10 protein-coding genes are annotated in these 12561 nt (G+C 58.3%); 3 read left to right on the top strand and 7 right to left on the bottom strand.

Annotated features, from left to right (window positions below):
- Positions 1-33 precede the first annotated feature (33 nt).
- Positions 34-1254, bottom strand: coding sequence for an N-acetylmuramoyl-L-alanine amidase (locus tag ACR0JX_RS06750; RefSeq protein ID WP_480542511.1), 1221 nt, complete (start codon positions 1252-1254; stop codon positions 34-36).
- A 66-nt stretch (positions 1255-1320) separates the two neighbouring features.
- Positions 1321-2484 carry a pyridoxal phosphate-dependent aminotransferase gene (locus ACR0JX_RS06745; RefSeq protein ID WP_480542509.1) on the bottom strand — a complete coding sequence of 388 codons (1164 nt, stop codon included), beginning with the start codon at positions 2482-2484 and terminating at the stop codon, positions 1321-1323.
- Here ACR0JX_RS06745 and ACR0JX_RS06740 point away from each other — a divergent pair.
- Both ACR0JX_RS06740 and ACR0JX_RS06735 read left to right on the top strand, forming a co-directional pair.
- Positions 2483-3868: a M48 family metalloprotease gene (locus ACR0JX_RS06740; protein WP_480542507.1), complete on the top strand. Its 1386-nt coding sequence runs from the start codon at positions 2483-2485 to the stop codon at positions 3866-3868. The genes ACR0JX_RS06745 and ACR0JX_RS06740 overlap by 2 nt on opposite strands.
- Positions 3865-4623: a DsbA family protein gene (locus ACR0JX_RS06735; protein ID WP_480542505.1), complete on the top strand. Its 759-nt coding sequence runs from the start codon at positions 3865-3867 to the stop codon at positions 4621-4623. The genes ACR0JX_RS06740 and ACR0JX_RS06735 overlap by 4 nt, the downstream gene beginning before the upstream one ends.
- Before the next feature lie 55 nt (positions 4624-4678).
- Here the strand turns inward: ACR0JX_RS06735 and ACR0JX_RS06730 are convergent, their stop codons facing one another.
- The 4 genes from ACR0JX_RS06730 to hemA form a co-directional block, all read right to left on the bottom strand.
- Positions 4679-5524 (bottom strand): SDR family NAD(P)-dependent oxidoreductase, encoded by an 846-nt coding sequence (locus tag ACR0JX_RS06730; protein WP_480542503.1) that lies wholly within the window; start codon positions 5522-5524, stop codon positions 4679-4681.
- Positions 5525-5556: 32 nt separating this feature from the next.
- The gene (gene ispG, locus ACR0JX_RS06725; RefSeq protein WP_480542501.1) at positions 5557-6678 is read right to left on the bottom strand and encodes a flavodoxin-dependent (E)-4-hydroxy-3-methylbut-2-enyl-diphosphate synthase; all 1122 of its coding nucleotides are present in this window, start codon (positions 6676-6678) and stop codon (positions 5557-5559) included.
- Between the two features lie 71 nt (positions 6679-6749).
- Positions 6750-7955: a helix-turn-helix domain-containing protein gene (locus ACR0JX_RS06720; protein WP_480542499.1), complete on the bottom strand. Its 1206-nt coding sequence runs from the start codon at positions 7953-7955 to the stop codon at positions 6750-6752.
- A gap of 131 nt (positions 7956-8086) precedes the next feature.
- Complete coding sequence (hemA, locus tag ACR0JX_RS06715) at positions 8087-9310, bottom strand: 5-aminolevulinate synthase (RefSeq protein WP_170531660.1); 1224 nt, start codon at positions 9308-9310, stop codon at positions 8087-8089.
- A gap of 331 nt (positions 9311-9641) precedes the next feature.
- Here hemA and ACR0JX_RS06710 point away from each other — a divergent pair, with 331 nt between their 5' ends.
- Positions 9642-11027, top strand: a complete 1386-nt coding sequence (locus ACR0JX_RS06710; RefSeq protein ID WP_480542497.1) for a dipeptidase — start codon at positions 9642-9644, stop codon at positions 11025-11027.
- 133 nt (positions 11028-11160) lie between these two features.
- Here the strand turns inward: ACR0JX_RS06710 and lpdA are convergent, their stop codons facing one another.
- The gene (lpdA, locus tag ACR0JX_RS06705; RefSeq protein WP_480542495.1) at positions 11161-12555 is read right to left on the bottom strand and encodes a dihydrolipoyl dehydrogenase; all 1395 of its coding nucleotides are present in this window, start codon (positions 12553-12555) and stop codon (positions 11161-11163) included.
- Positions 12556-12561 lie beyond the last annotated feature (6 nt).

Here is a 12561-nt window from a genome sequence, read left to right as displayed (position 1 = left end):
ACAGGCGTATTCTAGCCGTTTTGCGGCCTCAGGTCACTGTCCAATCAGGGACCGCCTGATCACATCCTGCTGGTTCCAGTCCTCAAGCCCCTGATAAATCCCAAAGGCCATCTTGGCGCGCCAATCGGGGTTCTTGATGTTTTCCAGGTCTCGGGGGCTGGACAGAAACCCCAATTCAACCAGAACCGACGGTATGTCCGCCGCCTTGAGCACCGAAAAGGACGCGGTACGCAACGGCTTGCGATTCATCGGCCCGCCCTGCTGCGCCATACCATTGACCAAGGCCTGCGCCAGCGCGTCTGTGCGGGGCTCTGTCTCTTGCCGAGCCAGATCCAGCAGGACGTCCGTGACCTCATCATCCGCACCTTTAAGATCGACGCCCGCCAGCAAATCCGCGCGATCGTGACGTTCGGCCAGCTTTGCACTGGCCACGTCCGAAGCCTCATCCGACAGGGTATAAACCGCCGCGCCATGCGCCTGCCCCTCGGACAGCGAATCCGCATGCAGCGAGATGAACACATCTGCGCCCGCCCGATGGGCCAGCGCGATGCGACGTTCCAGCGAAACAAACTGATCGTCAACGCGGGTCATCACCACCTCATACCCGCCTGAACGCAAAAGCATTTCCCGTAGTTCGCGCGCAAAGGTCAGCATCATGTTCTTCTCGGTGATCCCCCCAACCTCGGCCCCCGGATCGATACCGCCATGACCGGGGTCCAGCATCACGCGCAAGGGACCATCGGACTTGCGAGGAGTCGCCTGACCGGTCAGCGAAGGCTCGGGAAGATCCCAACCGGGATTCTTGGGCTCACCTGCCGAGGCGTTGAACACGTCGAAATCAACGCCCTTGAGGTTTAGCGTCAGCAAGGCCGTGCCAGCATTCGGATTGATCTGCATCTCGGCGGTGTCCACAGCCATCGGTGCGCCAAGTTCCAGCACCAATCGAGACCAGCCAGGAACATAAGCGCCAAACCGAACGCCGCTGATCAGCTCGGATTGCAGGAAGTCTGAACTGTTCAGGCCACTCCAGTCGACCTCTTGGAAATCCATCACCATCCGGTAGGGATCGCGCAGGGTGAAGATGCGGTACGGCACCCCCTGGCTAAGGCCAAGATCGACCTGCACACCGGTGCGTCCCGTGTCGACAATGCGGCTTTGATCTGGCTGAATGCGTGCAAGGGCGCTGAAATCCTGCGCGACAGCAGCACAAGACAGCGCCCAGATCAGCGCGATGCAATAGAAAATCCTGCTCATGGCCTCAAGTTATCCCGAGATCGTTTGGCGGGCAGCCTATACCAATCCGCAGCTTTTGTGAACGGGTCAGCCCTGTCGCACCAACGCGCCGCGTTCGGACATGAATGCCTGTAGTCGCGCCAGTCCCTCTTGGATATCAGCAGTGGCGCGCGCGTAAGAGAACCGCAGGGTCGTGTGCCCACGCACTGGGTCGAAATCCAGCCCCGGCGTGACTGCAACGCCCGCTTTATCCAGAATCTCGGCCGCAAAGGCGCGACTGTCATCGGTCAGATCCGAGACATCGGCATAGACGTAAAACGCCCCATCAGGCGGGGCGATATTGGTGAAGCCAGCCCTGGGCAGCCCGTCCAGCATCAACGCGCGGTTCTGGCGATAGACATCCAGATTGGCTTGCAGCTCATCCTCGCATTCCATCGCAGCCAAGGCTGCCACCTGACTGGCATGGGGCGCGCAGATGAACATGTTCTGGGCAATGCGTTCGACCACGCGCACCTGATCTTCGGGCACCACCATCCAACCAACCCGCCAGCCGGTCATCGAGAAATACTTGGAAAATGAGTTGATCACATAGCATTCATCCGTCAGTTCCAATGCGGTGACGGCTTTGGCCTCATATTCCAGCCCGTGGTAGATTTCATCGCTGATGAAGGACGCGCCCTGCCCGCGCGCTGCATCGATCAGCGCGCCCATGGCTGCGCGATTCAACATGGTACCGGTCGGATTGGCGGGTGAAGCCACCATCAGACCCTGCAGGTCCAGCCCTGCGAAATCGGATGGCACAGGCTGCAATCGGTTCTCGGGCGCGGTTGGCAGATCAACGGGAACCAAGCCCAGCGCTTTCAGAATCTGTCGGTAAGACGGATAGCCCGGCGCACCGATACCCACACGATCGCCGCTGTCGAACAGCGCCGTGAAAGCCAGCAGAAACCCGCCCGACGACCCAGGCGTAATCACCACCCGTTCAGGGTTCAGATCGACATTGTACCAATCGCCATACATCTGCGCGATGCGCTGGCGCAGCGCGGGCAGGCCCAAAGCCACCGTATAGCCCAACGGGCCCTGCTGCATCGCGTGAGCCAAAGCCTCGGTCGCGCCTTTCGGAGCGCCGGTTCCGGGCTGGCCGACTTCCATATGAATGATGTGACGTCCGGCCTCTTCCGCCCGACGCGCGGCTTCCATCACGTCCATCACAATAAAAGGATCGACCCCGGATCGGGTTGAGTTTCTCATGCCCATCTCCCATGTTGCAGCCATGGCTTTTGAACGCGTATCCCGGCTGGCGTCAATCCCGGCCCTGATACTGGCGGCTGTCCTGTGGCTGACGGCGGCGGTGCAGAGCCATGCGCAAAGCCTGATCCGCGACCCCGATATCGAATACGGCCTGCGAGAACTGGCCTTTCCCGTGCTCCGCGCAGCCGGGCTGAACACCAACCGGGTTCGAATCCTGGTGGTCAATGACAGCACGTTTAACGCCTTTGTGATCGACTATAACGCGATCTACTTGAACTATGGCCTGATCCTGGGCGTCGACAGCCCCGAAATGCTGCAGGCGGTGATCGCACACGAAGCCGCGCATATCGCCAACGGGCATCTGGCGCGGCGTTCAGAGAATCTGCGTGCGGCGAACCGCAATGCAGGCCTTGGCACCGCATTGGCGCTGATTGCAGCTGCGGCGGGCGGCGGAGAAGCCGCCGCCGGGATTGCCGCGGGTGTACAGGGCTCTGCGCTGCGTAGCTTTCTGGGGCATACGCGGGCCGAAGAGGCCTCCGCCGACCGCAGCGCAGCCAGCTACTTGCGATGGGCCGGTATCTCTCCCAGCGGGATGGTCACGCTTCACCGCAAATTCGCTGGGCAAGAACTGCTGAGCACGGTAAATCAGGACCCCTATATGCGGTCGCATCCGACCAGCCGCGAACGCCTGCGCGCCGCCGAAGCGTTTCTGGAGGAATTCGGCGACAGGGCCCAGCCTAACGCAAATGCCGACTACTGGTTTGCGCGTGTCAAAGGCAAGCTGTCGGCCTTTTTGCGCACCCCGTCCTGGACCCTGCGCCGCGCCAAAGAAGAGACCGATCGCGACATCCGCATGATGCGAGAAGCCTCGGCCCACCACCAAAACCGCAATCTGGCCAGTGCGCGCGCCGCGATTGACGAGGCGCTGGCCATCCGCCCGGACGATCCGTTCTACTATGAGCTCAAAGGTCAAATCCTGTTGGAAAACAGACAACTGGCTGAGGCAGTTCAAGCATATGGTCAAGCGGTTGAAATGGCACCGAATGACTCGTTGATCCTGGCAGGCTATGGGCGTGCCCTTTTGGCGCAAGGCAAAACCAAAGACGCCCTGCACGTGCTTGAGAAGGCACGCGCCCGCGATTTTCGCAATGCCCGCCTGATGCGGGATTTGGGACTGGCCTACGCACAGGTCGGCAACAATGGGATGGCCTCGGCCGTCACCGCTGAACGATATGCCCTACAAGGCCGGCTGGCAGATGCAGGGATCCACGCAAGGCGCGCAGTCGGGCAATTGCCCGAAGGATCTCCGGGTTGGCAAAGGGCACAGGATGTGTTGATTGCGTCGGAACGCGCAAAGAAGAACTCAAAAAGGAAACGGAAATGATCCTCAGACATGCAGCCCCCGCCCTTCTGGGGCTTTCCCTGATTGCAGGCCCAGTACAAGCACTGGACCTGAACGCCATGAGCGATGCGGAACGCGCCGAATTTGGTGCGCAGGTGCGCGAATACCTTCTGGAAAACCCCGAGGTTATTCTGGAAGCGATCAATATTCTGGAACAGCGCAACGCCGCGGCCGAAGCCGCCGCAGACAAGGATCTGGTCGCCGCAAACGTGGATGAGCTGTTCGATGACGGCTACAGCTGGGTCGGCGGCAACCCGGATGGCGATATCACCCTAGTCGAATTCATGGACTATCGCTGTGGCTATTGCCGCCGCGCGGTGCCTGAGGTCGCGCAATTGCTGGAAGCCGACGGAAACATCCGTTTGGTGATCAAGGAATTCCCGATCCTTGGCGATGCCTCGGTACTATCGTCGCGCTTTGCAGTGGCCACCAAACATGTGGCCGGGGATGATGCGTATAAGCAGGTGCATGACGCCCTGCTGGAGTTCACCGGAGAACCCAGCGAAGTCACCCTGCGCCGCATCTCGGACGGTCTGGGCCTTGACAGCGACGCCATCATCGCCGCGATGGAAAGCGAGCAGGTCACCGATGAGATTACCCGCACTCGCGCGCTGGCGCAACGGATGCAGATCTCGGGCACACCGTCTTTTGTTCTGGGCACCGAGATGCTGCGCGGCTTCCTGCCTGCGGATCAGATGCAGCAGATTGCGGACGGGGTACGCGCGGATCGGGGCTAAACCTCGGGCGTGATCATCAGACACGAAAAAGGCCGCATTTGCGGCCTTTTTTGGTCTATTTGCCGGTCTTCTCAAAAATGGCAAACTTCGCTTCATAGTCCGGATGCCAGCGAGAAAGCGGAGGCCGATTTTCTATCAGATCAACTGCATTCCACTCGATCCGTCGGTTGTCGCGCGTGCTATCCACGTCATTGTCAGGACAAAGAATATAGAACTCACCCTTCGACATGCGATCAACGAAATGGTCAACTGTCTGTTCGCTCGTCCAAGCAGCTGCAGGCTTCTCGGGAAAGAACGAAGCAGTCATACCAGTGTAGGTGAAGCCGGGAACGAACAGGTGAACCGAGATTGGAGCCTCCGCCTGCCGCAGTTCATGGGCCAATTGTTCACTGAGTACGCGCACCGCTGCTTTGCTGACGTTGTAACCCGGATTACCAGGCGGTGTAGTGATGCCCTGTTTGGAACCTGTATTGATCACCACAGCAGGGCGATCTGCCTTTATCATGCGTGGTACAAACGCTTGAACGCCGCGGAGAACACCGAGCAAATTGACGTCTAGTATTTTTTGCCAATTCTCCCATTCAGACCAAGTATTGGTCGGCAGGCTGATCCCAGCATTGTTCATAAGAGCGGCGACAGGCCCTGCTGTGAATGCCTTGTCTGCCAACGCATGGATATCTTCCTGTTTAGTGACATCGGTAGGAACGCCAAAGACTTCAGCACCGCCTTTTGCTTGAGCCCGAACCTCTTCAATTGCTTCTTCCAAAGCAATACCGTCAAGATCGGCAAGAACAACGCTCAGTCCCGCCTGTGCAAACCGGTTCGCCGCCACGCGACCTACGCCGCTGGCAGCTCCGGTGACAACGGCGACACCGCCTTGTTCGATTGCCTTGAGATACATGCCGAGCCTCCCCAAGTAGGTTTAGTGTGGTATTACTCCGCTGCCTCAGCCGCGGCGTCCAGTTCCGCCGCTTTCTTTTCGACCTCTTCCACGATGTGATCGATCATCTGGTCGTTCGACATCTTGTGGCTGGCCTTACCAGCCAGATACACCATGCCGGACCCGGCCCCACCGCCGGTAAAGCCCACATCGGTCATCAGCGCCTCACCCGGGCCGTTGACCACGCAACCGATGATCGACAGGGACATCGGTGTCTTGATATGTTCCAGCCGCTGTTCCAGCGCCTCAACCGTCTTGATCACGTCAAAGCCCTGACGCGCACAAGACGGGCACGAGATGATGTTCACGCCGCGATGGCGCAGGCCCAGAGATTTCAGGATCTCGTAGCCCACCTTGACCTCTTCCACCGGATCAGCTGACAGGCTGACGCGGATCGTGTCGCCGATCCCCATCCATAGCAGGTTGCCCAGACCAATGGCGGATTTGATGGTGCCGCTGACCAGCCCTCCGGCCTCGGTGATGCCCAGATGGATCGGCGCGTCGGTGGCCTCGGCAATGCCCTGATAAGCCGCCGCCGACAGGAACACGTCGCTGGCCTTCACACTGATCTTGAAATTGTGAAAGTCATTGTCTTGCAGAATACGGATATGCTCCAACCCGCTTTCGACCATCGCCTCGGGGCAGGGTTCGGCATATTTCTCAAGCAGGTGCTTTTCCAGACTACCCGCATTCACGCCGATCCGGATGGAGCACTCGTGGTCGCGCGCGGCCTGGATCACCTCTTTTACGCGCTCTTCACTACCGATATTGCCCGGGTTGATGCGCAGGCAGGCGGCACCTGCCTCTGCTGCCTCGATCCCGCGACGGTAGTGAAAGTGGATGTCGGCCACGATCGGCACCGGGCTTTCGCGCACGATCTCTTTCAGAGCTTTTGACGATGCCTCATCCGGCACCGACACGCGCACAATATCCGCCCCTGCCTCAGCCGCCGCCTGAACCTGCGCCACCGTCGCCGCCACATCCGTGGTCAACGTGTTGGTCATTGTTTGAACTGCAATAGGGGCATCGCCACCGACCGGTACGTTCCCCACCATGATCTGACGAGACTTACGACGATAGATGTTCCGCCAAGGGCGTACATGATTGAGGGACATAGGGACCCGTCCGCATCTGCCTGAGTTGCGTCTCTAGATAGTCCGCCAACAGGGGTACCGCAATGCCTAGATCACTCAGAGGGCTGTTCTGCCACGTCTGTCTGCAGCTCAGCGACCAACTGCTTAAGGGCGCTGTTCTGTTCCGCCTCAAGATCGGCCACGGCATAGGCTTCTGACACGGCATCCTTGGACAGAACGACCCCCTTGGCGACGGTGCCAGGGGCACCTGCCGGGCCAAAATGCTGACCGTTCATCGAGAAATAGACCGAACCAGACGCCCCTGCCCGCAGCTGCGGCGGTTCTTCAGTCAATGGAACCTCGAACACGTTTCCCTGTTCGACTGTGCCCAGCGTGCCTTCGAAGATCACGCTGCCATCGGCGGCGGTGACGCGCATCCAAGCTGGATCAACCGCCACGATTTTCAGAGTTGTGTCGATCTGTTCAACAACCTGCGGCAAGCTTGGGCGTTCAACGGTATGAATGTCTGCCACAACAACTTCAGGCAACTCCGGTGGACGGAAGGTTCCCACATCACGCGGGTCGAGCGTTGATATAGGCGCATCGCGCGCAACCAGAACAGGGACATCCAAAGCCTGTGGGCGATACAAACGGTCCAGCGCTTCGGTGTTGGCCGCCGCCGTTTCAATCTCGGCTGTATTGGTCCGGGCCGCATCCAGAGGATCCAGATCTGACAGAACGACCGGTGCCTGTTCAACCGGGCTGACCTGGACCTGTTGAATCTTGTTCAAAACAGACCAGCCGCCATAGCCGATGCCGGCAATCACAGCCAACAGCACCAAAGACGAGCCAATCGCGCGCGGTTCAATCTGGCTGACCAGAGATTCCTTGCCCGGAATATAAGGGGTGTTTGGCGAAATGAACGGGTCGCGTCCCATCGGACCGCGCGACAGCACATCACCAGAAGGCTTGCGTACAACTGAGGCCTCAGCCGACATCCCATGCGCGACTTCAAAACCGCTTTCTTCGCAGAAGCTGGCAAAAGTCTCATCCGGGTTCATGCCAAGATAGCGAGCGTAGGAACGCACATACCCGGCGATGAAGCCGGGTGTATCAAACGCGTCAGGATCGGCGTTTTCGATAGCAGCGATGTAATTGGCCTTGATCCGCAGCTCTCGCTGCACATCTAGAAGCGACTTGCCCATGGTGGCGCGCTCACCGCGCATCTGGTCGCCCAGACGCACTTCGTAGTCGTCAAAACCCTTTGGTCTGAACTCCACGCCTTCTTCAGATTCGCGCTGTGATCTGCGCCCAATCATGCCTGCCGCCCCATTCTGCCTGTCACGCGTTTTGCGCTAACGCCGAATCGTCCCCCATAGACGATTCGTCCGCTTCTTTTGTTAGCGTAAGCTTAACACGTGGCAAATAAGTTGCACACTTTAGCGTAAGGTTATCCGGCAAGTTCGGCGCGATTTAGCGCACAATGTGACCAAAGTTCGTCCATCGCCTGAACCAAGCGGTTCATTTCGCCCGGTCCATGCACCGGAGACGGCGTAAACCGCAAACGCTCAGTTCCGCGCGGAACGGTCGGGAAGTTGATCGGTTGCACATAAATGCCATAGTCATCCAGCAACCGGTCGCTCAGAATTTTCGTATGGACCGGGTTGCCCACGATCACGGGCACAATATGGCTGCCATGATCAATCAGCGGCAGCCCCATCCCCTTCAGACGCAGTTTGAGAATCTTGGCCTGGGTCTGATGCTGCTCGCGCAGCTCGGGCGCCGTTTTCAGATAGGCCACCGAGGCAGCGGCCCCCGCGGCAACTGCTGGCGGTAGTGACGTGGTAAAGATGAAGCCCGGCGCATAAGAGCGTACCGCGTCACACATCTTTTCGCTAGCGGCGATATAGCCGCCCATCACGCCATAGGCCTTGGCCAGTGTGCCGTTGATGATGTCGATGCGATGAGCCAGACGATCCCGCTCGGTAACGCCACCGCCACGTGGGCCATACATGCCAACCGCATGCACCTCATCAATGTAAGTGAGCGCGCCAAATTCATCGGCCAGATCGCAAATCTGTTCGATGGGTCCAAAATCTCCATCCATGGAATAGACCGATTCAAACGCGATCAGTTTGGGTGCCTTGGGATCGTCGGCTTCCAACAGCTCACGCAAATGTTCCACATCATTGTGGCGGAAAATGCGCTTAGACCCACCGTTGCGGCGTACGCCTTCGATCATCGAGGCATGGTTCAGCGCGTCGGAATAGATAATGAGGCCCGGGAAAAGCTTTGGCAAAGTGCTGAGCGTTGCGTCATTCGCAATATAGGCACTGGTGAACAGCAGAGCCGCTTCTTTGCCATGCAAATCGGCAAGCTCGGCCTCAAGCCGCTTGTGATACACCGTGGTGCCCGAGATATTGCGGGTGCCACCTGAACCTGCGCCAGCAGCATCGACGGCTTCGTGCATCGCATCCAAAACCACCGCATTCTGCCCCATGCCGAGATAGTCATTGCCACACCACACAGTGATATCCTGCGTTGACCCATCGGGACGCGTCCGCACCGCATGGGGGAAGTGTCCCTTGCGACGTTCGATGTCGATGAAAGTCCGGTAACGTCCTTCGTCATGCAGCCTGGCAATCGCTGTATCGAGCTGAGCAGTATAGTCCAAAGGACCCTCCTTGGCCGCCCGGCAAACGGTCTGGGAACCGGGCTATTCTTTCCAGCGTCACAGCTTTCACTGTTTAAGACGCGTATGCATTCACCTGTCATCCGGCCTATCGCCAACGGGTAAACCCAACTTTGATTTGCATCAAATACAGCCTTGTTCCCGCCCCGACAAGTAAAGTTGCGGATATCTGGCGCGAGGAAACGACGCAGGCGAAAGTCGATGTTTTAAATAAGTTCCAATACAATACTCAGTTTACTAACTCCGCCGACTGGACCTTAGCGATAACGCTGATAGGTTTCGGCCAACACAGTCTACCACAAAGGAATCCTTCATGTCTTTAGACCCTGTCCTCAGTCGGATTGACGATGACCTGAAAAGCGCGATCGACCGTTTGATGGAGCTGCTGCGCATCCCGTCGATCTCAACCGATCCTGCCTACAAGGAACAGGTTGATCAGGCTGCCGATTGGTTGGTCGGGGATTTGCAAAGCATTGGTATTCAGGCCAAAAAACGCGAAACACCGGGCCATCCGATGGTTGTGGGCCATGTGGGCGAAGGCCAAGACGGGCCTCATGTTTTGTTCTATGGCCACTACGATGTGCAGCCTGTCGATCCGCTGAACCTGTGGAATCGTGATCCGTTTGATCCGGCAATCGAGGATACCGAGCATGGGCAGGTCATTCGCGGGCGCGGGTCCTCGGACGACAAGGGCCAGTTGATGACATTTGTAGAGGCCTGCCGCGCCTGGAAAGCGGTTCACGGCACCCTGCCTTGCCGCATCACGTTTTTCTTCGAGGGTGAAGAGGAATCCGGCTCGCCCTCTCTGGTGCCGTTTCTGGAGGCCAACAAAGAGGAATTGCAGGCCGATCTGGCGCTGGTCTGCGATACGTCGATGGTATCGCGGGGGGTACCGTCGATTGCTTCGCAGTTGCGCGGTATGCTCAAGGATGAGTTCACCATCGTCGGGCCGCGCATCGACTTGCATTCAGGCCACTATGGCGGCCCAGGCCTGAACCCTCTGCGTGAGCTTTCGAAAATTGTGGATTCATTCTACGACGATGAAACCGGCCGCGTTGCCGTGGAAGGCTTCTACGAAGGCGTCCACGAAGTGCCTGCCGAGCAGTTGCGCCAATGGCAAAATTGCGGGTTTGACGAAGCCGAGTATCTGAATTCGGTCGGCTACAGCCAGCCGCATGGGGAAAAGGGCTATTCCACACTTGAACAGCAATGGGCCCGGCCAACGCTCGAGGTGAACGGGCTCTGGGGTGGCTACAATGGTGCAGGGTCGAAAACGGTCATCCCATCCGAGGCGCATTGCAAGATAACCTGTCGCCTGGTTGGCGACATGGACCCGGACGCGCTGCGTGACAAAATCCGCAAACATGTGGAAGATCGCCTGTCACCAGATGCCAAAGTCGTATGGGACAACGACCTAGAAGGATCGCCAGCCTCGGTCATGAATCTGAACCGACCTGAATTCGAAGCAGCGCGCGGTGCGCTATCTGACGAATGGGGCCGCGAGGCGGTGTTTACCGGCATGGGCGGCTCTATCCCCGTTGTCGGTTACTTCAACACCGTGCTTGGGCTGGATTCCATGCTGGTGGGTTACGCCAATGACGATGACGCCATCCACTCGCCCAACGAAAAGTATGACGTCAAAAGCTTCCACAAGGGCATCCGTTCTTGGGCCCGCATTCTAGACGCTTTGAATAAGTAAGTCTTTTGCGAGGCTCTGCCTCGCGCTCCGAGGTATTTGGGAACAGAAGAAGTTCGGATGCCCTGCTTCTTCTGTTTGAAAATACCTCGGGGGGGGTCGCGGCTTGCCGCGACGGGGGCAGGGCCCCCTACCCTTACATGTGGATTACGCGCCCATAAGCATCCAGCACGGCTTCGTGCATCATCTCTGACAGGGTCGGATGCGGGAAGACGGTGTTCATCAGGTCCTCTTCGGTGGTCTCCAACTGGCGGCCAACCACATAGCCCTGAATCAGTTCTGTCACTTCCGCACCAATCATGTGCGCACCCAACAGCTCTCCGGTCTTGGCGTCAAAGACGGTTTTGATCAGACCTTCAGGCTCGCCCAGCGCGATGGCCTTGCCATTGCCGATGAAGGGGAAGCGACCGACCTTGATGTCATAGCCAAGTTCCTTTGCCTTGGCTTCGCTGTACCCGACCGAGGCGACCTGCGGTTGGCAATACGTACATCCTGCGATGCTTTCGGGCTTGACCGGGTGCGCGTGTTTCCCGGCAATCAGGTCCGCGACCATAACGCCTTCGTGGCTTGCCTTATGCGCCAGCCAGGGGGCGCCTGCGATATCACCAATGGCATAGAGCCCATCGACGCCGGTACGGCAATATTCATCCGTGACTACATGGGTCCGGTCGATTTTCACGCCCAAAGCCTCAAGCCCCAGGTTTTCGACATTGCCGACGATGCCGACAGCGGAGATCACGGTATCGAAATCGTGTTTTTCGATTTTGCCCTTCACCTCGATATGTGCCGTAACCTTGCCTTTGGCGCGGTCCAGTTGTTTGACCATCGCCTTTTCCATGATGGTCATGCCTTGTTTGGTAAAGGCCTTTTTGGCAAACGCACTGATCTCGGCGTCTTCGACGGGCAGTACGCGGTCCATGACTTCGACAACGGTCGTATCCGCGCCCAGCGTGTTATAGAAACTGGCGAATTCGATCCCGATGGCACCCGAGCCGATGACGAGCAGCTTCTTCGGCATCCGCGGCGGTTGCAGCGCGTGTTTATATGTCCAAACCAGATCGCCGTCAGCTTCCAGCCCCGGCAATTCACGTGCCCGCGCGCCGGTGGCCAGAACGATATTCTTGGCGGTCAGTTCTTCGGTGCCTTTGTCTGTTTTGACCGAAACCTTGCCTTTGGCCGGGATTGTCGCCTCGCCCATCACCACGGTCACTTTGTTCTTCTTCAGCAGGTGTCCGATGCCACCCGAAAGCTGCCCTGCTACACCGCGTGAGCGTTTGACGACCGCGTCCAGATCATATCCGACCTTGTCCGCCTTCAGGCCGAAATCCTTGGCGCGCTCCATCAGGTGGAACACCTCGGAAGAGCGCAGCAGTGCCTTGGTTGGGATACAGCCCCAATTCAGGCAGATCCCGCCCAGATGCTCTCGTTCAACCACACAGGTTTTTAACCCCAATTGCGCGGCGCGGATTGCAGCGACATAGCCCCCCGGACCAGCCCCGATAACGATCAGATCAAAAGATTGTGCAGCCATGTGTCC

This window comes from Ruegeria sp. AH7, assembly GCF_056541325.1.
This window is presented reverse-complemented; position numbering and strand designations above follow the sequence as displayed.

What these genes read in the sequence shown, in the direction of transcription:
- ACR0JX_RS06710 (WP_480542497.1), top strand. Translation starts at nt 9,642, where the DNA reads ATGTCTTTAGACCCTGTCCTCAGTCGGATTGACGATGACCTGAAAAGC.
- ACR0JX_RS06735 (WP_480542505.1), top strand. Translation starts at nt 3,865, where the DNA reads ATGATCCTCAGACATGCAGCCCCCGCCCTTCTGGGGCTTTCCCTGATT.
- ACR0JX_RS06750 (WP_480542511.1), bottom strand. Translation starts at nt 1,254, where the DNA reads ATGAGCAGGATTTTCTATTGCATCGCGCTGATCTGGGCGCTGTCTTGT.
- ACR0JX_RS06720 (WP_480542499.1), bottom strand. Translation starts at nt 7,955, where the DNA reads ATGATTGGGCGCAGATCACAGCGCGAATCTGAAGAAGGCGTGGAGTTC.
- lpdA (WP_480542495.1), bottom strand. Translation starts at nt 12,555, where the DNA reads ATGGCTGCACAATCTTTTGATCTGATCGTTATCGGGGCTGGTCCGGGG.
- ACR0JX_RS06745 (WP_480542509.1), bottom strand. Translation starts at nt 2,484, where the DNA reads ATGAGAAACTCAACCCGATCCGGGGTCGATCCTTTTATTGTGATGGAC.
- ACR0JX_RS06730 (WP_480542503.1), bottom strand. Translation starts at nt 5,524, where the DNA reads ATGTATCTCAAGGCAATCGAACAAGGCGGTGTCGCCGTTGTCACCGGA.
- ACR0JX_RS06740 (WP_480542507.1), top strand. Translation starts at nt 2,483, where the DNA reads ATGCCCATCTCCCATGTTGCAGCCATGGCTTTTGAACGCGTATCCCGG.
- ispG (WP_480542501.1), bottom strand. Translation starts at nt 6,678, where the DNA reads ATGTCCCTCAATCATGTACGCCCTTGGCGGAACATCTATCGTCGTAAG.